This window comes from Hymenobacter saemangeumensis (assembly GCF_039541835.1).
GTDB classification, from domain to species: domain Bacteria; phylum Bacteroidota; class Bacteroidia; order Cytophagales; family Hymenobacteraceae; genus Hymenobacter; species Hymenobacter saemangeumensis.
The window spans coordinates 392553-417008 of sequence record NZ_BAABGZ010000013.1; the positions used below are offsets into that span (position 1 = coordinate 392553).

Genomic DNA, 24456 nt, shown 5'->3' on the forward strand with positions numbered 1-24456 from the left:
GGAGGCAGGCGTGCGGAATTAACAAACCAGCACCCAGCAGACGGCAACGCTTCACCTGGCCACAAAAAAAGCCCCCCGGCTCACACCGGGGGGCTTTTTTGCTGGAAGTGGGTCAGCTTACTTTTTCACCACTTTCACGTGCTGCAGCTGGCCGTCGAGGGGCAGGTGCAGCAGGTACATACCGTCGGGCAGGTTGTCGAGGCCTGGCAGCGACACTTCATTCGTGCCAGCTTCGATGCTCAGCTTGCGCTCGAGCACCACACGGCCGGCTGCGTCCGTCACGGTGAGCTGGGCAGCGGCATCGGCCTTGGTGGCCGTTACCGTCAGCGTCAGCTCCGACGTGAAGGGGTTGGGCGAAGCCGTCAGGCCGGCGGCCAGGCTCAGGCTGCCGTCGAAGGCCACGGTGCGCACCATGGAGAAGCTAGCGGTGCCATCCGTATCCACCTGGCGCAGGCGGTAGTAGCGTACGCCGGCTTTGTTCTTCTCGGTGTCGAGGAAGCGGTAGCTGCGCGGAGCGGTGCTGTTGGCCGTAGCGCTGGCCACAAAGCCCAGGCTGCGGAAGCTGCGGCCGTCGGTGCTCACCTGTACGTCGAAGCCCAGGTTGTTCTTCTCCGAAGCTGTAGCCCAGTCGAGCAGGGCATCCTTGCCTTCGCGCTGGGCGGTGAAGCGGCTCAGCTCCACGGGCAGCGGCATGGTCGCATCCTGCACGCCGAAGTTGCCGAAGCTGGTCAGGCCCGAGCGCAGGAGCGTGAAGGGGTTGCTGCCGCTGGCCGGGCCGTAGCATACGTAGCACTGAGCATTCCAGGCGTTGTTCAGGTACTGCACCACAGCGGCGTTGCCGCGGTTGAAGCCCGTCATCTCGTCGGCCGTGTTCCACTGCAGAGTCAGAGCCGATACCGAGCCGCCGGCTACCCCTTCGCTGATGCTCCAGGTCCGGTTCACCACGTTGTTGGTAACGGCGTTGCCCTGGCGGCTGATGCCGGTTGCAACACCGGCCGTGAAGAAGTCCAGCGTGCCCGTGTTGGTGAGCGTAGCCGGGTTGAAGGTCGTCGTACCAATGGGGAAGGTTACGCTGGCGCGGCCACCGCTGCCTACGTTGTCGAAGCGCACGCGGCCGGCGCCGGTGATTACCACATAGTGCGTGGTGCTGGTGCCGATGAAGCTGCCGCTGGTGCTGTTCATGCGCAGCTCAAAGCCGTTGCTGTTCAGCATGCCGTTGGTCAGATCGAAGTTACCGGCTACGCGGATGTCGCCACCCAGCAGGTCGGTTGCAGCACTATTGAGCACCACGTTGAAGAACTGGCCGGAGCCGATGCTCTGGGCAGCCGTGCCCGTGAAGGTCATGGTGCCGGCCGTGGCGTTAATCGAGCTCATGCCCGCCGTGGTCAGGTTGCCTTTCAGGTCCAGGGTAGCGGCGGCGTTCGAGATGTTCACCACCCCCGTGCCCTGCACCGTCAGGTTGTTGGCTACTGCCATGCCGGTGGTCAGGTTGGGGTAGTTGGTCAGGCCGGTCGGGATGATAGCGCTGATGTTAGCATCGGGCACGCAGTTGGTCCAGTTGCCGGCGTTAAACCAGTTAGTGGTGCTGCCGGTGCTGGCGGCGCCGGTCCAGGTCGTTACGTTCGTCACCGTCACGGTAAACGAAGCCGTGCTCTGGCAGCCCGTAGCGGAGTTGGTGGTCGTCACCGTAATTGGGTAAGAGCCCGCCGTGGTAGCCGAGAACGTGGGGTTCTGGGCCGTGGCGTTGGAGAACGTACCGCCGTTGGGCGAGCTGTAGCTATAGGTAAAGCCCGCACTCCCCGAGGTATAGCCACCGTTGTAGGTGCCGATGGATTGGGTAAGTGTTGCACTAGACACGCTGAAGTCTGAGGCAGCGTTGGTGTCCGCAGGGTTGGTCCGGATGATACCGGCAAAACCGCTGGAGCTAGGGATGTTGCCGGTGAAGTCACTGGCTGAAACTCCTGAAGCTGCCGGGAAGGTATAGCTGTTCATCGCTACGGCATCAACTACTGCGCCCGTGCTGGTCTTGAGCACGAAGCCCGCGGCAGTAGACGAGAAGAAGGCATCATTGGCCCCGCCAGTGTTAAAGTAGCGGTCGGCTGGGCTGTCGGTACCGGTGCCCAACTTAATAACCATAACGCTTGCAGCCGGAATCATGGTGCCGGCCGGGATGGTGAAGGTCCGGTCCAGAGCGGTGCCCTGGTAGGCTTCTACCACCAGACCCCCTGCGTTAATTGCATAGCCGGCTGTATTGCTGATTTCAAGCAGGTCTTCACTGGAGCCAACATAGCTTGGGTATGTAGGCGTCTGGCCAGTTCCTCCTTGAGCAAAGGCGGCAAACTCTGTAATCTTCAGGGCCGCAATATCGGCGGCATTGGCAGCAGTCAGTTGGGTCGAGCTATTGACGCAGGTCGTAGCTGGAGAAGCTGTCAGTGTTACAACAGACACCGGGTTCACGTTAATCGTGAGCGTCCGAATTGCCTGGCAGCCGCCCGGGCCCGACATGCTGTTGCTGGCCGTAACGGTATAGGTCGTCGTGGCAGTGGGCGTCAGGGTAGCCGTAGGCGAGCTGGTGCTGGCCTGGCTGATGCCGGCTACAGCGGCCGAAGTGTTGGCCGTGTAGGTGAACGTGTTGTAGTCGGCCGGGTTAAACGTGCCGGTTACGTTCACGCTCTGGCCGGCGCACACCGTTTGCGGCATGGAGGGGCTGATGCTGAAAGCCGGTGCCGGCGTTACCGTCAGCGGTACTGCCGTGCGGGTGCCTTCGCACTGGGCACCAATCTGCCAGTTGTAGAAGTAGTAGTACGTAGTGGTAGTGCCGCTGATATAGCCGCTGGTTATGCTCACATTGCCGCTGGGCGAATTGTAAGGGTAGCCACCTATTGCCGACTCACGAACCAGCGCAGTAGTACTGGTGGTTGCAATCAGTCGCAGGCCGGTACCAGCCGGAACGTTGTAGCCAAGATTCACGGTGTAAGGAGTGGTACCTGCACCGGCCGGGTAGCTGTACGTGCCGCTCAGGCCAGGAATCAAAGTTCCCGTGTTATCCTGGACCTGAATGGTCACCGTGCCGGCTGCCGCTGCTGGATATATATCAACAGAGGTGAGCGTGAATGCTGACTGGGCGTTGAATACCAAGCCGTAGTTTGATGCTGAGATGTTGGAAGTCGCGGCAGGAGCGCTACGGCCAACAGTTTCTGCGCTGCCGCTTACGGCGGCTACGTAGTAGGTGGGGCTGCCCGCCATCAGTATCGGCGTGGTGTAGCTGTACGTGTTGCCCACGTTGGTGACGCCCGTGAGGGGAGTGCCGCCTGTTGCCACGTTGTAGAAGCGCACGCCGGTCTGGGAGGCCTGCTTGGTAGCCGAGATGGTTACCGTGTTGCCTTCGCACACCGTGCCGCTGGCGGGGTTGGTGGTGGGGGCGCTGGCCAGTGTCGGGTTCTCAACAATCACGGTTCCGACGTTGGTCGAAGTAGCCGTGCGCGTACCGCAGCGTACCTGGGCACGGAAGTAGTAGGTGCCAGGGCTCAGAGCCGCCGTGGTGAAGCTGGCGCTGTTAGCGCCGGCTACATCGGAGAAGCCCGTAGTAGCGCTGGTTGTGGAAACCTGCCACTGAATGGTGCCGTTGGCCGTTCCATCTACTGCGAGGGTCGCCGACGTGTTGTTGCAGATGTTCTGCGTGGTGGGCGAAACAGCGCCGGCCGTCGGGGCCACCACCGTGCGGGTGGGGCTGGGAGTCAGCAGGTCGTTGGCCGTGTTCTGGTCGCCGGTTACGGTGGCCGAAACAGCGAAGGAGTAAGTACCCAGGGCCGACATGTTCAGCGTGCCGGGCAGTACCACGTTCTGGCTGGCGCTGGGGGCCAGGGTGCCCGTGTTCACCGTGGCGGTGAGGGTCTGCGTGGTCATGTTCGGCAGCGTTACCGTTACGGTTACGGTGGCGGGCGTGGTGGCGAAGTTCAGGGCCGTCGTGTTCGAGGCATTCGTCACAATGGCCGTTACCGTTTCGGCGTTGGCGTAGCAGGTAGCCGTGCTGGCGGGAGCGAACAGGCCGGTAGCCGACAGGTCGACCGTCGTGGGAACCCGGACGTCGATGTTGTCGAAGTACACGTTGGTGTCGTCCGTAGCCGTGGCACCTTCCGAGATAAAGAAGCCCAGAATAATCTGCTGGCCGGCGTAGGCGCTCAGGCTAACCGTTTCCGTCTGGCCAGCGCCGGCAATCTGGTTGGCGGCGTTGTAGGTGCGCAGGGCCGTGAAGGTCTGGCCGCAGTCGGTCGAAATGCGCACCTGCACCAGGTCATCGCTGTCGAGCGTGCCCGCCGCAGTGCCCGAGAAGGCAGTGTGCGCTACGTCATACGTCAGGATGGAAGTAGCCGTGATGCCGGTCAGGCGGGGGCTGACAATCCAGTGACCCTGGTTAACGGTGCTCGACCAGATATTAAGCGATGCCGAGGTGCCGTTGGGGCTGGCCGCGTCGTTGGCATAGTTGCGAGACGTTATAGTCGACTCGCCCAGTACCGGCGTTACCAGGCCAGTAGCTTCGCGCCAGCCCGGGAACAAGGTGCTCAGGTTAGCATCGGTGCCGGTATAGCCCGTGAAGTTGACAGCCTGCGGCAAGGTAGCCTGCGGACCAACCGTACGGGTTACGGTCAGGTTGTCGTTGTTCGTGTTCTGGTCGTCCAGGGTCTCCGTCGCGATGGCAAACGAGTACGTGCCGGAAGCACTCATGTTGAACGAGCCGGGCAGGACGATGTCCACGCTGCCGGTGCTGGCCAGCGGCGTGCCGCCGGGGTTGCCGGCATTGCTGCTTACGGTGGTGGTCAGCGTCTGCGTGGTCATGTTCGGCAAGGTCACCGTCACCGTAATGGTGGTGGGGTTCTCGGTAAAGTCGTGCGTACCCAAGGCGTTGTTGTTCAGGCGTACCGTAATGCTCTGGGTGCTGCTGTAGCAGCCCGTGGTAGCGGGGTTCACCAGCACCGTCGGGCGTACGTCAATCAGCAGGGGCGCAAACTCAATAGCACCAAAGTCGGGGGTAGCGCTGCGGGGGGCGCCGCTGTAGTCCGTGGTCACGCCGGTGCCGGTCTGAGCCGTGTTGTTGAGGGCCAGCGCCGACGGCGTCAGGTCGTACGGTGCCGAGTTGGGCTGCGAGAAGCTGGGGTCTACGCTCACCGAGCCGACGTCTTGGCCGGTAGCGGCGCGCACGTCAGTCAGCGTGGTGTGGTTGGTGCCACCAATGCGTACCTGCACCCCCGAAGCCGGGGCCTGGCTGCCGTAGGAGAAGTAGTCGTTCTTGTTAATCAGCGTGTAAGCCGAAGCCGGGGCGCTGCTGTACAGCGAGAAGGGCAGGGCGCCGGCAGTCGAGTGCACAATGCCGTTGGCCAGGATGTTGTTCACTACCGTCAGGCCGGTCGAGCCGGATTCCACAGCCAGGGCTGCCGTAATGGTTGCCGAGCTGGATGATGAGGAGTTACCAAACATGTTCACCGTGTTGAACACGATGCTGATGCCGCTCTGCGTGGAGTTCAGATAGATGCCGGCCGAGGAGCTGCCGGTAAAGCTGCTCCAGTTGCTGCCGTTCACGTCGGTGATGACGTTGTTCGAAATCCGGTTGTTGGTGCTGGCAGTGGCGGTGTTTACGTAGATGCCGTAGCCACCCCAGCCGCCGGTGCTCGTCGTCTTGATGTTGAAGACAGTGTTGGCATCTACCACGGCACCGGTGGTGTTGGTGTTGAGGCGAATGCCGGCCAGCGGCGAGCTTGAGCTAGAGCCACCCGAGGTAATCAGGTCACGCACGGTGTTGAAGCGTACGGTGGCGGTGCCGACGTTGCTGTTCAGGTCGATGCCGATGAGCGTCGCAACCGTCACGTTGGCATTGCGCACGGTGTTGCCCGTAATGGTGATGCCCGTCTGGTTGGTAGCCGAGATGCCAATGGCAGTGGCACCGCCGAAGGCAACCGTGGCAGAGCCTACCTGGTTGTTGCTGATAAGCGTGCCCGTATCCCGTACCGTGTCGGAGTTGCCGTTGATGGCAATGCCTTCCTGCACCCGGGTGATGGCGTTGTTGATGAAGCTGTTGTTGCTGGCACCGGTGGTGGCCGAGTTCAGCATGCGGATGCCCCAACGCGTGGAAGTGGCTGCCTGACCGGTGAGGTTCATATGGCGCACCACGTTGTTGGCGGCCGCAATAGCGCCCGACTGCACCATCACAATCGGCGAGGTAGCGCCGGTGTTGGTGATGGCCAGCGTCCAGTCGCGGGTAGTACCGCCAGCCGTGTTTGAGCCGTCCAGGACGATGAAGCGGGAGCCGTTCAGCACGATGGAAGAAGAGGCCGTCGTGTTGGTAAATACCGGTGTGATTCCGGTATAAGGCTTAATGGTCAGCACATTGGTAGAGCTGGCGTCCCCGTTGTTATTGAACGTGATGGGGTAGGTTTCACCCGTGTAGGTGCCGTCTACCAGAATGAAGTTTACGGCACCGCCCATGCCAGCCATGTTATAGGCCGCGGCGGCAGCCGTCAGCGTGGCGTAGGCAGGCGTGCCGTACGGGCCCATCGTAGTGCCCACGTAGTAGTTGCCGGCCAGCGTGGGCAGGATGGTGAAGGAGTTAGGCGTGCCCGTGAACACGGCGCCGGGCGGGTTGATGCTCACGCTGCCAGCGGGGTTGGAGCCTCCGTTAGCCACGGGCGTCACGTTGTCCTGAGCAGCTACGTAGTACTGCACCACATCCCCGGCCGTTACGCCGCCCACGAGGGCGTAGTTGAAGGTGAAGGTGTAGTTGCCGTTGTTGTCGGCCGGCGTCGAGGTGGAGGTAAACGACGAGGCGTTGACAAACTGGAAGGCGCCCATGGTGCCTTTGCGGAAGTACAGGCGGGGAGCGTTGGGGCCGCTGGCCACGTTGCTGGCATCGGTGATGTTCACCACCAGCGTGCGGGAAGTCGTATTAGCCGTGTTGCCCAGCACCGTATAGGTAATGTTGGGCGCCGTTACGTCTTTGGGCACGAAGTTGCCTTCGTCGGCCCCAATGTCCGGCGTCGAGGCGTTGCGGGTATCGTTGTCGTAGTCGGTCGTGATGCCGGCTACTGTCACGCCGCCGCTTTCCACCTGGGTGGGAGCCGTCGTGTCAATGTGCAGGTAGTTGCCGAGGCTGCCATCCGAGGTGTTGACGAACACCACCACGTCGGACTTGGAAGTCTGCTCACCGCCGGAAGTGCCGGAGAAATAGCTGCGCATGGCCGCCAGGGTCTGCTGGCCGTTGGCTACCGTGGCAGTGCCTTCGCCGTAGAGCAGGTTGCTGGCGCTCGGCGTAGCGGCATAGTACAGGTTGCCGTTGTTGGTTGCTGCCGGTGCGTTGGTGTTGGTGGGCGCAGCGCTGCGGCGGTAGGCAATGCGGATGCCGGTGCCCGCCGGTGCCATGGTGTTGTAGAAGATGTTGCTGCGCAGGTTTACAATCGGCGTAGCCGTGGTCACAAACAGGGCCGAGCTGCCAAAGTTGGTCGCGCTGCTGCTGTTGGCGAGGTATACCGTGTTGAAGGAGATGTTGGCCGTAGAAGCCGTAGCTCCTCCTACGCCTACGCCGTTCACCACGCTGGCCCCGCCGGTGGCGAAGGCGCTGTTGCTGCCGGTGCCGGCAATGTCAGTCACGGTGCGGCCATTCAGGCCAATGAGGTTGTTGAAGGCGTTAACTACGGCCGTTGTCGATACGCCGTTCACAAACAGACCGTAGATGGTGCCGGTCGCGCCGCTCAGGCCCAGGCCGTACACCTTGTTCTGGCGAATGTTGAGGGTGTTGCCGGCGCCGTTGTTGGCGTAGATGCCGTGCACCGTGCCGGTGTTGGCCATCAGGTCGTAGACGCTGTGGCTGTACACGTTGGTGGTGCCGGTGCCGCCGTTCAGGAACAGGCCGTATACCGGGCCGGAGCCGGCCGTGGTGGTCATGCCGTTGGTGAACGACAGCGAGTACACCAGGCGCACATCGTTGCTGAATACGTTGCCGATGGCCGCCGTCGCCAGGCCGGTTACCGGGCTCGTGCCCATGCCGGTGATGTTGGTGATGGTGTTGGCGGTTACGCTGGTAGCTGCGCCGGTGCCCTGCAGACCAAATACGCCCGTGGTGCCGGTGAGGCCGCCGCTGTTGATTTGGTCGATGGTGTTGCCGCTAATCACCCCGGCCGACGCCGTGGAGATGCCGTAGGTGGCACCGGTGCCCGACTGGAACAGGTTGTTCACGTTGTTGCCCTGCACCTGGCTGGCGCCGCTGGGTGCCCAGATGCCGGCCATTACACTCGTGCCCCCGAAGTTTTGCAGGGTGCTGATGGTGTTGTTGTTGATGGTGGAGGTAGCGCTGGTTGACGCGGCGAAGATGCCGTAGAGGAGGCCGGTTCCAGCGGTAAGGTTGTTCACCATGTTACCGGTAAATACCTGCGTCTGGTTGGTGCTGGTGTTGGTGTACAGGCCATACAAAGCGCCCGTGCCGGTGCCGCCGCCAATCACGCCGTTCGAGCCGGTCGAGATGTCGATGCCCGTCACGGTGTTGTTGCTCAGCGTCTGCGTGCCCGAGCCCGGCGAGCCGAAGTTATAGTAGCCGTAAAAGGGACCCGTTCCCGGGCGGGCCAGGTTCTGTACGGTGTTGTTGCTAACCGTAACGTTGGGCGTCGAGTTGCTGTTGAAGATAAAGTAGCCGGTGGAGGTATTGCCGGCCGTAGAAATGGTAGTTGGCGTGGCGGTACCCCAGGTGTTGTTGCTGATGGTGATGCCGCCGGTATGAATCCCGGTGTTGTAGAGCGCATACAGCAGGCCCGTAGCCGGGCCGGTGCCGGCACCACTGCGGCTCCAGGCAAAGCTGTTGCCGTTCATGGTAGCCGCGCCGGTAGCCGCGCCGGTGTTGTACACCCCGCCCAGGGTATGAGCCGCGCCGCCCGTCGAGCTGGCGCTGGTAGCGTAGCTTACCGTGTTGCTGTTCAGGGCCAGCGTAGTAGCCGAGGCCCCGCTGTTGAACACGCCGTAGGTAACGCCGGTAAAGTTTACCGCGCCGGTGGCAGCTACCGTCAGGCTCACCGTGTTGTTGGAGAGGCTGATGCTGCCGTTAGCGCCCGTCGAGTGGATGCCCGAGGTGGCGCCGCTCAGAGCCGTGCCGGCCACGTTCACCGTCACGCTAACCGTGTTGTTGGTAATGGTCGTGCTGGAAGCCGCTGCGCCGGCATTGCTGTTGAAAATGCCGTAGGTAGCGTTGCTGGAAGCCTGGGCCAGCGTAATGGTGTTAAACTGCGCTGTTACGTTGCCAGTAGTGGCCGCGGTGATGTTGATGCCGGCTAAAGCGGCAGCAGCAGCAGCACCACCCGCGTTGTTGATGGTGTTATTGTTGAAGCGGGCGCCATCCTGGAGGCTGGCGTTGATGCCATTGCTGGCGAAGTTGGTGATGCTGTTGCCGGTGGTAGCCGCCATGGCACCTGCTCCGCCCACGTCGTTGCCCAGGTCAGGGAAGGCCGCCGAGAAGCCGGCCAGCACAATACCTTGGTTAACGTTAGCAATGGTCAGGTTGTAGAAGCGGTTGTTGGAGCTGGCCGCCGTAGCCGAGGTCAGGGCTACCGTGGCGGTGGTAGCGGGCGAAGCGCCCAGGTCGATGCCGCCCGCCGAGGAGAATACGCCCGCCGAGTTGACGTTGGCCGTCCGGTCCAGGGTGATGGTGCTGTTGCGGATGGTGTTGTTCTGGCAGCCGTCGTTGTTGGCGCCCCGGAAGAAGGCAAAGCCGTATTCCAGCGAGGTGTTGCCGGCCGGCTGTGAGATGTTGATGCCGTTGAAGGTTACGTAGTCGCTGCCCACCAGCGTGATGGCAGCGTCGAGCGCGCCGGCCGTGCCGGTTACCTGCAGCATGGGAGCCGAAGCACCCGTGTTGCTGCGCTGGAACACAATGGGGGCTGCGGCCGTGCCAGTCACCAGAATAGCCGGCGGCATACCGGTGCGCGTGCCCGTGTTCTGGGGCGCTGCCCCGGGAAGCTCGGTGAAAGTCTGCCCGTCGGCCACCGTAAACGTTACGGCGCTGGTGGGCGAACCGGTGTTCAGCGCCGTAATGGCCTCCGAGAAGGAGTTGAAGTTGGTGCCGCCCGTCGCAATGGCGTTATTGATGGTGTAGTTGCCAGCGAGCAAGCCCGCGATGGGGCGGGTGCCGGCGGCGGGTGTTGTAGTGCCAGCCAGCTGGGTAGTGCCACCCAGTACAAACGAAACAATGTCGCCCGATACTTCATTGCCCACCGGTGCGCCAGGGGCAATGTCGTAGGCGATAAAGAAGTAGTGCGTGGAAGCCGAGGTCAGCGTCTGGGTGAAGCCGGTAAAGCTGTACTGACCGCTGGGATTGGCTACAGTTGCAAGCAGCGTAGCCGTGGAGAACGACGCCGAGGTGCCGGTGTAGTACAGACGAGCGTTGCTGATGTTGGCCGGGTTCGTGGTGTTGTTGGTATTGGCCGTTAGCGCGGTCAGCGCCAGCTGCGGAGAGCCCGCTCCCGTGGTGTTAACGGCGAGGCGCAGAATGGCCTGGTTGGTGGAGCCAGCCGCTACCCCCACGCCGGTGTTGATGCGGGCAATGGCGTTGGAAGCGTAGCTCTGGGGAGTCTGGGCGTAGGTGTACGTCAGGCCCGAGGCGGGGAATACCGTCGACGAAAGAGTTACCGTGGCAGCATTGGAGCCACCGGCCGTGGTGCTGGCCCAGCTCGTAGTCGAAGTGCGGTTGTTGTAGTCGGCGTTGGTAGCGCCGCGCAGGCCTACTTGCGGCGTCCGGGCGGTGGCACCCACCGTGAAGGCCCCATACACGATGTCAATCGTGTTGTTCTCATTCAGACGAATCTGGTAGTTGTAGTTTTCGCCTGTAGAGTTCCACGAGCGCCAGTCGGCCCACTGTATAACAAAGGCCCGGTTCGGAGCGGTGCCTACGGTGGCGTAGGTCATCTGCCCGGTAGCCAAGCCCTGCTGGTCGAAGCCCAATGCGGAGATAGCGCCCGCGTAGCCAGTGGTGGCGCTGATGGGGGTGTAAAGATTAGTAGCGGGGGGATTGGCACCAAAGGTGATGTACCCGTTGGTGTTCACCGTCAGGCCCGTGTAGCCCGTTCCGTTGAAGGTAAAGGTGAAGGGAATGGTGCCGGCCGCCAGCGTATAGTTGACGTCATCAGCCGTGAAGGTGCTACCATTCAGTGAGGTACCCATGATGGCCGTGTAGGTGCCACTGCTCTGTGAGAAAGAGTAGGTGGTTACCTGAGCCCAGGCGCGTCCTTGCCCTAATAACAGGAGAAAGGCCAGGACCGGCAGGGCCCGCAGCCAGCGGACGGCCTTGCCGGAAGAGGGAATGGGCGGCGGGGGAGTATGCCGCGCGAGTAAGAGTTTGTGCATGTGGTGAGGGTTAGGGTTGTAAAAGCAAATTGAGGGTGGTTGGGCACACGGCTGCGCAGCCACCGTGCGGGGTGGAGGATGGATTGAATGGAGGGGCATTCACAAGAAGGATGACAGGAGGGTGGGTGTACTTCAGGGGGCTGAAAGTTAAAGCTTTTTTTTCATTATCCCAAGCAGATGGCCAGTATCTAAACCGAGGCACTGCATGGGGTAGAGAGTCCGAAGTCAGGGGTTTACTGCCTTTTTATCACCAATTTGAGCTTGAGCCTGCCCAAAGGAGGGTAGTAAAATGCTAGGCTAGGCCTGCCTCCTGTGTATCCCGGGGTTTGGGTATTATAAGCTGATTTCACAGCACGCATTAATTTCATTTTAAGGTGGGCCCGGGTTGCCTTAAGCAAAGGGAAAACACAATTGGTTCCCAGTGCTTACCGGAAAAAGTCCTGGCAGAGAAGTGGTGGCAGGTAGCCGGGTTCGACATTTATTCCGGGACTGTTCACTTTTCGAATCAAGGTATATCCCTGGGCAAGGGCCCGGAGCAATTGCCGCTGAAGCACAAAGAAGCCCGGAGAACGGGTGGTTGACTGGTGTTGTCCGGTGTGGGGCGAAAGGTGCTGCTACCAGGCCGGCAGCAGGCAGCTGCGCGCAGCCGGCTATTCGCCTGCTGCTACACCAGCTGGCCGCGCCAGCCTGTACCCAATGGGCACAAAAAAGCCCCGCCAGATGCTGGCGGGGCTTTTTTTAGTAAAGGAAGAGACGTTTATTCTACCACCAGGCGCACGATGGCCGTGTCCTGGCCGGCCCGTACCTGCACCAGGTACACGCCCGTTGCCAGGCTGCTCACGTCCACCGTAGCTTGGGTGCCGGTAGCCGTCAGGGCAATGCTTTGCTTGCTCATGAGCTGGCCGAGGGTGTTGAGAATCTCAACCGTTGCCGTGCGGGCGCTGCCCACCGCGGGCACCGACAGCGTGAAGCTGTGATGGGCCGGGTTGGGGAACACACCCACCACGCCGTTGCCCAGCGCGGTGCGGGCCTTCAGCGGCGTGTTGAAGGTGGTGGTGGTGGCCGTAGCCGTACCACCCGCCGAGCACAGCGGCGTTACGCTTACCGTGTAGGGCGTGCCGGGCGTCAGGCCCGACAGCATTACCGGCGAGCTGGTGGCCGTAACTACCGTGGTGCCGCCGCCAGTGGCCGTGTAAGCCACGGTGTAGCTGGTGTTGCCGGTGCCGGCCGTGAAGCTTACCGTAGCCGAAGCGCTGGTAACGTTGCTCACGGCAAGGGCCGTTACCGGGTTACATACCGGTGCCGTCGTCGAGAACGTGGTCGTGGTGGCCATGGCCATACCGCCGGCCGAGCACACGGGGGTTACGGTAACGGTGTACATGGTGCTGGCCTGCAGGCCCGTCAGCGCCACCGGCGAGGAGGTCGACATCACCACCGTGGTGGGGTTGCCGGGCGCCGAGATGGAGACGTTGTACGAAGTGTTGCCCGCACCCGGCGTGAAGCTTACGCTGGCCGAGTTGCTGGTGATGCTGCCCACGGCGAGGGCCGTTACCGGGTCGCAGGTGGGAGCTACGGTGTTGAAGGTGATGGTGCTGCCCATCGCCGAGCCGCCGTTTGAGCACAGCGGCGTTACGGTAACGGTGTAGTTGGTGCCCGCCAGCAGGCCGGTGAGCGCTACGGGCGATGCCGTGGCCGTGATGGTGGTGGCCATGCCGCCCGTGGGGCCGTAGGTTACCGTGTAGCTCGTGTTGTTGGCGCCGGGCGTGAAGCTCACGCTGGCCGAGGTCTGGGTCAGGCTGCCGGCGGCCAGTGCCGTCACTGCGTTACAGGTCGGGCCCACGTAAATGGTTTGCACGCCGATGTTGAAGGTGCCGGGCGTGTCGGAGCTGCCGTAGCCGCTCACGGCCAGGTAGTAGGTAGTGCCGGGCAGGAGGTTGCCGATGCGGATGGGGGCGGCAAAGCCCGTGTTGCTGCTGCTGGCCGCCTGGCAGGCCACCGAGGCGAAGGGGCCGCTGGCGCAGTCAGGCGAGGTGTACACCCGCACCATGCCGGCGGCGGCACCCGTGAGGCGGATAATCAGGGAGTCGGTACCAACCGTGGCGGCCGGCATGGTTACCGTGTACCACACGTCGCGGGGGTTGGAAGCGGGCGAGCAGGCCGGCAGGGTGATGCCGCTAATGAGCGTGGTGGACGCGCCAACCGTAGTGCCGGGCACAGCCGCTGCGCCCGAGGTGAGGGCCTGGGCACCGCAGGGGTCGTCGTTGGCGGGGTTCTCCAGCAGGGTTTGGAAGCAGATGGGCCCTACGCGCTGGCTGTTGCCGTTGATGCCGCCGCAGTTCAGGCGGATGTAGTAGCAGTAGTCGGTCTGGGGCGTCAGGCCCGTCAGCTGGAAGCTGTTGCCGCTCACGCTCGGGATGGTGGTGCCGGCCTGGTCGGGGTTGAAGCCGGGGGGGCCGTAGGTGAGGGTGTAGGTGCTGCCGCTGGGGGCGCCGGCACCGGTCATCCAGCTCAGGGTTGCGCTGTTCTTGGTAATGTTGATGGCCGTGGAGCCGGTGGGAGCCGGGCAGCTGGGCAGCGGGGTTACGCAGATGGTGAAGTTGCCCGACTGGGCCACGGCGGTGTAGTTGTACACGCGCACGTAGTAGGTGGTGTTGGGGCTGAGGTTGGTCAGGTCCAGGGCCGGCGCGGCTACGTTAGCCGTGGTGCCGCTGCAGCGAATGGGCGTGAAGGGGCCCATGCAGTCGTTGGCCGACAGGGCCTGTACTACGCTGGCCGCGCCGCCGGTTACGGTTACCCGCACGTCGGTAGCACCGGCGCCGCTGGCGGCCGTGGTAAACTTAAACCACACGTCGCGCGGAGCCGTGGCAATGCCGCAGCCCGTGCCGGGGTTGGTGTAGCCGTTGGGCGTGGTCGTGGTCGAGCCGGTCGACGTGGTCGCGTAGGGCATGCAGCCCGTCAGGTTCAGGGGCAGGGTGGTGGCGCCGCAGGGGTCGTCGTTTACAATCAGCGTGGTGAAGCTGATGGGGCCCACGTTCACGCTGGGGCCGGCCGCGCCGCAGTCGCGCTGCACGTAGAACTGGTAGGTAGTGCCGGCCTGCAGGCCGGTGACGTTTACCGGCGAAGTGGCCGGCGTAACGGTAGTGCCGCTTACGGCCGGGTTGAAGCCCTGAGGACCGTAGATGAGGGTGTAGGTGCCGGCGCCCACGGTGGTAAATTCCAGGGTAGCGCTGGTGGTAGTAACGTTGGTAGCCGTGAGGCCGGTAGGCGCCGGGCAGGCCGGGGGCGGGCCAATGGTAACGGTGAAGTCCTTGGTTTCGCCGGAGAAGAACTGCGTGCAGGCATCGCTGGCGCCGTTGGGCGAGCCACTGGCACGGCTACGAACGCGCATGCCGGTAGGGCCGGCCAGGGCGTTGGTCGGAATCGTAATGTTGGCCGTTACGGCGGTGCCGGCCGTGGTAGTGGTGGCAATCTGCACCCACTCCGAGGCTTCAAACACCAGGTTGCGGTTGTAATCAATCCACACTGACACAATGCTGTTGCCGGTGGTGTTGACGGTGATGGGGTAGGTAACGCCCTGCTGCAGGGTAGTGGTGGTGGAGCCCGAAGCCGGGTAGTTGGTGTAAGCCGTGCCGGCTACGGGGGTGTTGCAGGTGAGGTTGGTGGCGTTCAGCGAAGTGCCCACCAGGGCAATGTCGGTGAGGTTGTTGCCGCCGCACACGCCGCCCAGCACCGTGCCGCCGCTGCCGGTTACGCAGTAGCCGTTGGAGGTGGTGAAGCTAACCGTAACCGGGGTGGAAGCCCCGCTGGCGCAGTTGGCCACGATGGTGGCCGTATAGCTCGTGTTTACACTCAGGCCCATGAGGTTTACCGGCGAGGCCGTCGGGGCCGGGGTTACGGTTTGCGTGGCGCCCCCCATAGCCTGGTAGGTTACGGTGTAGCTGGTCACGTTGCTGCTGCCGCTGAAGTTGAGCTGGGCCGAGTTGCCGGTGATGTTGCTCACGTTGGCGCAGCGCACGGCGGCGCAGGTGCCCATGGGCGGGGGCGGGGGCGTGAAGCTGTAAGTCTGGCCGCTGGCCGGGCGGGTATTAATCGAGGTGGTTTCGGTGGTGGAGCTGGCAACGGGCGAGGCGCTGGCGTTGTTCAGGCTCAGGAAGTCGCTGGCGCAGCCGGCGGCGCCGCCCCCGGCAATGCCAATGGAGGCCGAGAGGCCGCCGCTGGGCATGTTGGCCTCGGGCTGGTAGATAAACCGAATCTGGTTGCTGCCTTCGAAGAGCTTTACCTGGAAGGAGATAACGGCTACGTTGGCCGTGTAGAACCACTCCCAGTTGTACCACTCAAAGGTGAACACCCGGTTTGGCGCCGTGCCGGTTACCTGGTAGCTGGCCGAGGCGGTGGCCCCCATGGGGCGGCCGTCCAGGTCGTCCCAGAACGGGGCTATCAGCGGCCGCTCGTTGGTAGCGGTGGCCAGGCTGTTGGTCAGGTTAGAGCCGGCGGCGGGGTTAAACGACAGAAAGCCGTTGGAGCTGGCCCGCAGCTCGGTGTAGGTCACGCCATCAAACACGAAGGGAAAGCCGATGGGCAGTGCGCCTGAAATCACGTCGTCGGCCAGAATAGCCGGCACCTGGGTGGCCGAGGCTGGCAGCGGCGTGTAGGTGCCGCTGGAGGCGGCAAAGACGTAGCTCGATACCTGGGCCTCGACGAGGCCTGGGGAGAGCAAACCGAAGAGAAGGCCAGCCGTGGCTAGCCTGTTCTTCCAGGATGAGAAGAGGTTTGTCATTGATGGGTGGTTAAATGGGAAAAAACCAAGGTTAAATAAGGCAAATCTGACGCGCTGAGGGGTGGCGGCTAATATGCACGATACGAGAGCTAAAAGTAGCTAAGATTCAGCAAAGAATAAGATACAGCCTCTGTGGGCCAGCTACCCGCCGGGCTCCTTGCGGCGGGGCGGCACAAAGCAAACCGCCCCACCGGCACAGGCCAGCGGGGCGGAGAGCAAAAAGGCGGAATAAGGTTATTCCTTTACCACCTTCACCATCTGCGGCGCTCCGGCGTGGAGCAGGCGCAACAGGTACACGCCGGTAGGCAGGCTGCCCAGGTCTTGCAGCTGCAGTGTGGTTGTGCCCGCCGGCAGCTGCACTTTCCGCTCGCGCACCAGGCGGCCGGCCAGGTCGGTCAGGGTAAGGGTAGCGGCCTGGGCAGCAGGCAGCTGCACGCTTACCTGCAGCTCCTGGCGGAATGGGTTGGGGGCCGCGCTCAGGCTGGTGTGGGGCTGGTCGAAGAGCACGGTGCGCACGGGCGAGAAGCTGGCCGTGCCGTCGAGGTCTACCTGACGCAGGCGGTAGTAGCGCAGGCCGGTCTTGCCGCTTTCGCGGTCGGAGTAGCTGTAGCTGCGCGGGGCCAGGCTGTTGGGCGAGGCCGACGCCAGGAAGTGCAGGGCGCGGAAGTCGCGGCCATTGGCGCTTACCTGCACCTCAAAGCCGCGGTTGTTCTTCTCCGAGGCCGTGGCCCAGCTGAGCTCGGCGGCGTCGCCCAGGCGGCGGGCCTCGAAGCGGGTCAGCTCCACGGGCAGGGGGCTGAGGCTGCTGCCCACGGTCCAGTCCTGCAGCAGGCTGCTCAGGCCGTTTATCGCCACGGTGCCCACATTGGTGCCGTTGGGCGGCGTGGCCGTGCCCAGCGAGGCCCGGTAATACATCCAGGGAGTAGCCCCGGTGGCCGCCAGGTCGCGGCTGAACAGCATCAGGTTGGCATCGGCGTAGCCGTTGCGCTCGTGGTCGAAGTAGCCAAACAGCATATTCACGTTCAGGTCCTCATCGTTCTGCGGAATAATGCGGAACTGGCGCAGAATGCTCTGGTTGTTGTTCACCCCAAGCACCACCGTGCCGGTCGTGCGCGTCACCTGCGTGATGCCGGGCAGGGTGGTAGAGGCGGCGTTCGGGGTCAGGGTCAGGCCCAGGCCATTGAAGCTGTCCGAGGCGCCGGCCGTGCTCAGGTCGCGGATGACCGAGATGCGGCCCAGCACGTAGCTGGTTTCCGTTTCCACCAGCGGCGCCGTGCTGTAGGGGCCGTTGGCGATGTCGCGCAGCGTAATGGTGCTGCTGCCCGTGCTCAGCAGGCCGCTGGTCATGGTCAGCGAGCCGTACACGCTCAGGTTGGGGCTGAGCGAGGTGGTGCCGCTGCCGGTATCAATGGCCAGGTGCAGCACTTCGCCCAGGCCGTTAATCATGTGCGGGCCGGGGCCCAGAATGGCCAGCGTGGGGCCTACGCGGTTGCCGGTCAGCCCATCAATCGGGGCAATGTCGAGAAAGCCGCTGTTGTTGAGGTTGCCGTAGATGTGCAGCTGGCCGGCGGCCTGGTAGAAGCTGGCGCCGTTGTTCACAATCAGGGTATTCACCTCGGCCGTGGCCGTGGTCAGCAGCTCGGGGTAGTTGAGCGCCCCGTTCGGGATTACGGCATTCACGAAGCGCGTCGGGATGCAGTTGGTCCAGTTGTCGCTGTTAAACCAGTCGGTGGGGTCGCCGCTGCTGGCGGTGCCGGTCCAGGTGGTGGTGGTGTTCACCATGATGGTGGTGCTGCCCAGGCCAGAGCCGGCGCCCGTGCAGAAGGCGTCGCTGAGCGCGGTGACCGAGTAGGTAGTGGTGTTCAGCAGCAGCGGCACGTTGATAGTATAGGGGCTGCTGCTGATGCCCGACACCGTGGTAGATGTGCTGCCGTTGGTGTAGGTCAGGTTCCAGGGGCCCGTGCCGGTCAGGTTTACCGTTACCGTGGCCGGGTTGCCGGCGCAGAGCGGGCCGTTGTTGCTGAGCGAAGCCGTCGGGCGCGGGTTGGTGGTGGTAATGGTGATGGGCGTACTGGCGGTACAGCCGTTGGCATCCAGCACCAGCACCGTGTAGGAGCCCGCGTCCAGGCCCGTGAAGGTGTAGGGCGTAGCGGTGGGCGTGCCGGGCAGGAAGGTGCTGCCGTTGTCGATGCTGTAGCGGTAGGGGCCGGCCCCCATCGAGCCGGTGGCGGTGATGCTGCCGTCGTTGGCGTTGGTGCAGCTCACGTTGGTGCGCGTGGCGCTTACCGCCACCCCGGTGGTAGGCTGGGTAATGGTTACCGACTGGCTGGCTACCGCCGTACAGAGGGCGCCGGCGTTGCTGCGCACCAGAATCTGGTAGGTGCCGGCTGCCAGGCCCGTGAAGGTGTTGCTGACCTGGTAGGTTGCGCCGTTGTCTTTGGAGTAGCGGTAGGGGCTCAGGCCACCCGAGGCAGCTACCGTGATGCTGCCCGAGCTGCTGCCAAAGCAGTTTACATGAGTTACACCGGAAATCGTGAAGGTAGGCCGCGGGTTTACCGTAATGGTGGCCGAAGCCGCCGGCAGCGTCGTCGCCGAGCAGTTAGCGTCGCTCAAAGCCGATATGGCAAAGGTCGAGTTGGCCGTCAGCGTGCCGGTGGCGATGCTGAAGGTGTTGCCCGAAATGGACAGGGGCTGAGGTGTGCCGCCGTTCACCGTGTACTCGCCGGTAAAGGGAGCTGTGCCCGTCAGTGTACCCGTAAGCGTGGTGCTGGTGCCCGAGCAGGTAGTGAAGGTGCTGCCACTGCTGAAGGCTGCAGTGGGCCGTGGGTTTACCGTAATGGTAACGGGGGTAACCGGGCTGGTGCAGCCGGTGCTCGCATATTGAGCTGTTACGCTATAGGTCGTCGTCGTGGTGGGATTGAACGTGATGGTCGAGCCCGAAACCGTGGCCCCGGTCGTGGGCGAGACTGCGAAAGTGGGGGCTTCACTGTAGCTGCCGGCAATGCTTACGTTATCAATAGCCCAGTACCAGCCGTTGTCGGTCTGGTAGCGGAACCGGATTTGCACGTTGCTCTGGCCTAGGGCCGCAGCGGGCAGGGCTACTGCCGTGGTGGCTTCGGTGCCGGAGCCCGTGCCCTGAGTAGCAGTGTAGCTGACCAGCGAGGTCCAGGTGCTGCCGTTGGTGCTATATTCGATAATAACCGCTACGTCGGCCGCGATGCGGCGGTAGTAGTGCTGGAAAGAAAGCGTAGCCGCCGTATAGTTCACCGTGCTGAAGGACGGCGACAGCAGCGTGGTCTGGGTGGAGGGCGACGTAGCGCCGGAGCCGTACTTGTCGCTGTCGGAAATGAAGTAGCCGCCGGTGCTTGCGCCACTTGGCCCGTTGTAAGGGGTGTTGGCAGTACCCCGCAGATAGCCGGCCGCTACCCGGGTAAAGCCGGAGCTGACCTGCGAGCCGGTGCTGGTGGCCGTGAAGCCATCCGTGCCGGTGTCGAAGCTGGCAGTCAGGATGGGGCGGTTGCTTTGCATGTCGGTGTTCGACGAAGCCGTAACCGTGGTGCTGGTGCCCACGCAAATGGGGGCCGGTGCCGATGGCGTCAGCGCGGGGGCGTTGGGTGCCGGGTTCACCGTGATGGTGGCGGTAGCCGTGGCCGAACAGCCAGTGGGGCCGGTGCCGTCGTTGCCGGTTACCGTGTAAGTGGTAGTGCTGGTCGGATTAAACGTGATGGTCTGCCCGCTCACAGTAGCGCCGGTAGTCGGGCTCACCGTCAGGTTGCTGTAGCCCGAATAGGTGATGCTGGTGCTGGCGCCGCTGCAAATGGTCTGGGCCGAGCTTACTGGGGGCAGGGCCGGGGCCGGCGTCACGGTCACGTTGATGGCCGTGCGCGGGGTGGAGGCGCAGCCGCTGCTGCCGGGCGCAAAGCCCAGGTTGAAGAAGCTGTTGTAGGTGGTGTTGCTATAGCTCGTGCTGGTAAAGAAGTTGTAGGAGCCTACTACCGAAAGGGCCCCGTTGGTGAGGGGGTAAGTACCGGTATAGGTCGAGTAGCGACCCAGGGTACCGGCGAAATTGCTAAGCTTGTAGCCACCCGCTGCCAGCGAGTAGTACAGCGGCAGCGTTACGCGGGTGCCCACCTGGCCGGCCGTGATGGTAAACGTGCGGTCGGAGCCCGCCACGGCCGTACCGGCCCCGGGGTTGGTGGCGGTGTACAGGCGGATGGTGAGCGTGCCGGCAGCCGAGGGATACACGTCAACGCTGGTCAGGGTGCCAGCCGTTAAAACGTTAAAGCCCAGGGGGTAGTCGGTAAAAGTGGACTGCTGGAATACGCTGCCACTGGGGGCGCTGCTGTTGCTTTGCTCACCGGCTACGTTCAGCGTACCGGTGCGGGCTTCTACGTAGTAGGTCTGCGTGCTTGGGGTGGCGCTCACCGTTACGGTAGCCGAACTGCCCGAGGCAAAGGGCACACCGCCGGTGGCGGTGGTGTAGTAATATGGAGTGTCGCCGGCCGTAGCCGTGGCCGTCAGGGTCACGCTGCCGGCGCCGCAGCGGCTGGGGCTGTTCACGGCCGTAATCTGCGGGTCGCTGACGGTTACTGTCACTACGTTCGACGTCTGGCTGTTGGCGCCGCAACTCACTACGGCGCGGTAGTAGGTGGTCTGGCTTAGCGGGGGCGTAGTGTAGCTGGTGCTGGTGGCGCCGCCGATAGCGGTAAACGTCAGGTTGTCGGGCGAGGTCTGCCACTGCACATTGCCACCGGAGTTGCCGCTCAGGGTGAGGGTAGTGGTGTTACCAGTACCGCACAGCGCGGCCGGGCTGGCCGAAGCGGTGCCAGCAGCAAGCGGCTGTACCACCCGGGTGTTGTTGCCGGCCGGCAGGGCGTCGTTCGTGGGGTCTACGTCGCCGGTCGCCGTTGCGCTAATGTTGAACGTGTAGGTGTTCGGGACCGACAAGTCGTAAGTGCCGGGGAAGGTAACGGTCTGCGAGGCGTTGCCGGCAAGCGTCCCGCTGGAAAGAACTACCGACGGCAGGGCAACGGTAGTAAAGCCCGGCGCCGTAATGGTGCCGCTCACCGTTACCGGGTTGGTGGCAAGGTTGAGCGGGGTGCTGGCGAAGTTGCGCAGCGTCACGCTCACAGTTTCGTTGGTGGTGAAGCAGGCCTGGCTAGCCGCCGGTGCTGCCAGCGCCGTGATGCCCACGTCCACCACAGGCAGGGGCGTAAAGTTGCCCTCATCAGCACCCAGGTCAGGAGCAGAGCCGCCGCCATTGGTTTGGCCGGCCAGCGGGTAGCCTCCAGCAGGGCGCGTGTTCAATGCATCGTAGTCGTCGGTTAGGCCGGCAATGGCCGCGCCGCGGCTTTCCACCAGGGTGGGCACACTGGGGTCGATGTGCAGGAAGCCGGCGGCGGTGCCAGTGGTGCTCACGAAAGCTACGTTCTCCGTTACCGAGCCGGCCTCGCGCGGGGCTACCCGCGTCTTGAAGGCCGCCATGGTCTGGTCGCTGTTCGTGCCATCATAGTAGATAAGCCGGTTGGCTGCCGGGGTGCCGGCGTAGTACAGGTTGGTATCAGAAGTAGAGGCGTAGGTTCCCAGCGTAGTGCTGGCGCGGCGCAGAGCCACGCTCAGGCCGTTGCCGCTACCCGGGGCCGAGTTGTTTACTGTCAGGTTGTTGCGCAGGTCAATACTGGTAGTGGTGCTCGAGGCGTAAATGCCTGAGCTACCAAATGTTGCGGCGCTGCTGCTGGCATTCAGGTAAATGGTGTTGTAGTACAGGGTAACGGCGCTGCCACCCGAAACGGTAATGCCCGACACCGCCAGCAGGTTGCTCGCGGTCGGTGCCTTCAGGTCGCCAATCAGGTTGTTGCTGATTTCGGTGCTGCTGCCACCAAAGGCGATAATGCCCGTTGCCGTGCCGTTGTTGCCAGCCGTCAGGTCATAAATCCTGTTGCGGGAAATAGTGTTGCTGCTGCCTGCCGTCTGAATACCCGCGAAGCTGACCGGTATCGAGGTGGTGGTGCCCGCTGCCCGCAGGTTGCTGATGGTGTTCTGGGAGATGAGCAGGGCCGATGGGCCAGCCGAGCTGACGATGCCATAGCTGATGCCGCCTCCGGTGCTGCTTGTCACGACCACGCCGCCGCTGCTGGTGCCAATCGTGTTGCCGATGTCGGTGCCCACATTGGCATTGCTCAGCAGGTACATGCCGGTCCAAATACCGGGCGCCGTGGTGGCGCCGCTGCTCGACAGCCAGGCAAAGTTGGCAATGGTGTTGTTCTGAATGCTGGCCGCCGTGCCCGAGCCGGCCAGCGAAATGCCCCGGAAGCGGTAGCTGACGGGCGAGCCGGAGATGGTCATCGGGGTGCCGCCGGCACTGGCCGCTGTGCCCCCGATGAAGTTGTCCTCTATGGTGCAGCCGCTGCTGCCCCCGGCGATGTTGATGCCGTATAGGGTGCTGGAGCCTACGCCATTGCGGGCGGCCGTCCAGAACAGGCTGTTGCTGCGAATGCTCCAGCCGCTGCCGGCCGCGCTCAGGAAGATGCCGTATGCATCGCCGCTGCTGCTGTAGAAGTTCTGCAGTTCGTTGCCCTGTATGGTATTGCGGGCGTTGGTGCTGCTGCCTGAGTAGATAAGGGTGGTGGGGGTGGTGGCCCCGCTGCCGATGGTGTTAAAGCGGATGATATTGTCGCTGTTGCCGGCCGTAGCTGTGCTGCTGAACGCAATGTCGGCTGCCGTAGAGGCCGTGCCGACACCCTGCACCCGGCAGTGCTGTACCGTGTTAAAGCTGGCATCGTTACTGAAGACCAGGGGGCTGCCGGAGGTGCTGGTGTTGGCAATGAGCAGGTCGGTGTTCTGAGCCGGGCCACTCACGAGGCTGCCCGAGCCACCCGGCCGGCCGTCGAGAATAAAGTAGCTGGTGCCGCTGATATTCAGGGTCTGGGCTGCCGTGCTGCTGATGCTGAGGCCGGTAGCGCCGGCCCGTGGCCGCACCGTCACGGTGTTGGTGCTGGTGGTGCCGGCGTAGCTGAACACAAGCGGGAAGCTTTCCCCGGAGCTGCTGTAGCTGCTCAGCAGCTCCAGCACCAGCGGTCCGCAGATGCCATTCGCGTTGATGGTGCTGAAGGCTTGCGTCAGCGAAGCAAAGTCGCCGCTGGGCCCTACGCTCTTAATACCGCAGATGGGATTGGGAGCCTGGCTTGTTACGGTCACGTTGTCGAAGGCCGCTGGTGGGTTGGCAACCACCGAGCCATCATTAATCCAGCTGAAAATAAGGCGAAACGTGCTGCCCGCCAGGCTGGAGGGCAGCACGATGCTACGGCTGGTAAACGCCGACTGTCCGTTCAGGTTGTCGGCCAGGATAACCGGCGTACCGGTGCCAGTGCCGCTGATGGGAGTGCCCACGGCAAGGCTGGCGTTGCTTACTGCCGAGGGGGTAAAGGTGGTAGGGGCATATGATACCCGCAGGTAGTCGAAGGTGTTTTCCCCTATGTTCTTCCATTGGAAGGCCAAATTGATGATAGTCTGACCCGCGCCTACAGTCACATCGGTATAAGCATGCACCTGGCTGCGGTTTCCGTTGTTCGCGCCACTGTAGGCGTAGCTGCTGCCCCCGTCGTTGGAGATGTAAAGCGCATTGCTGGCACCGCCCGCTACCGTGCCCCGCACCCAGGTATTATCTGCCGAGCCATTGACCAGGGTGAAGCTGCTGCCGGCTTCAAAAGTTTCCGTCAGGACCGTCGTCGCGGCATTAGCTACCCGGAAGCTAGCGCGGTAGTTGGTACCGCCGTCGCTATAGTAGTTGGTGCCGTTGCCACAGAACTGATAGTCTGACGAGCCATATACCTCTACCGTATAGTCGCCGGCGGCGAGGCCATTCAGCAGGTTGGCAGTTGAGGAAGTGCTGGTCCACTGCTGGTCGCCAGGGGTCGGCAGGTTCTGGTCGAAGGGCAGGTTGATGGCGGTGAAGCTGCCGCCCGGCAGGCCGGCCGGATACACCCGGTAGTGCATTCTGGCATTGATAACGTCGCACCCGCTGTTTTTAAAAGTTTTCAGCTGCCCGCCCTGAAAGACCAGGGTTGCCCCTGGAGCAAAGGTGCCCAGAAAGCCCCCGTTAAAGTCCGGGTTAATGGTCTGGGTGTTCTGCGTGGTGCCGTTCAGGTCGTAGTAAGTAGTGCCACTGCCTGGGTTCAACACTACATATCCCTCAAAGATGCCGCTAGAAGCGCGGCTATGGAAAGGAAGCAGCCCGCTCAACAGTATTACCAAGCTCAGAAGCCGCAGCCAGGTACTTCGGCGGCAGAGCTCCGCCATACGCGAGC

At 63.1% G+C, this 24456-nt stretch carries 3 protein-coding genes; all 3 read right to left on the bottom strand.

The genetic code is table 11. The annotated features are described in order from the left end of the window. Positions 1–117: 117 nt before the first annotated feature. The 3 genes from ABD919_RS05990 to ABD919_RS06000 all read right to left on the bottom strand — a co-directional run bounded on the left by ABD919_RS05990 (position 118) and on the right by ABD919_RS06000 (position 24331). Positions 118–11373: an Ig-like domain-containing protein gene (locus tag ABD919_RS05990; protein ID WP_345234713.1), complete on the bottom strand. Its 11256-nt coding sequence runs from the start codon at positions 11371–11373 to the stop codon at positions 118–120. A 757-nt stretch (positions 11374–12130) separates the two neighbouring features. Continuing rightward, positions 12131–16150: a fibronectin type III domain-containing protein gene (locus ABD919_RS05995; RefSeq protein ID WP_345234715.1), complete on the bottom strand. Its 4020-nt coding sequence runs from the start codon at positions 16148–16150 to the stop codon at positions 12131–12133. A gap of 234 nt (positions 16151–16384) precedes the next feature. Continuing rightward, on the bottom strand, positions 16385–24331 hold the full coding sequence (locus ABD919_RS06000) for an Ig-like domain-containing protein (protein WP_345234717.1): 7947 nt from the start codon (positions 24329–24331) through the stop codon (positions 16385–16387). Positions 24332–24456 lie beyond the last annotated feature (125 nt).

Excerpts from the sequence above, each read along its gene's own strand:
- ABD919_RS05995 (WP_345234715.1), bottom strand. The coding sequence starts at position 16,150 with ATGACAAACCTCTTCTCATCCTGGAAGAACAGGCTAGCCACGGCTGGC.
- ABD919_RS05990 (WP_345234713.1), bottom strand. The coding sequence starts at position 11,373 with ATGCACAAACTCTTACTCGCGCGGCATACTCCCCCGCCGCCCATTCCC.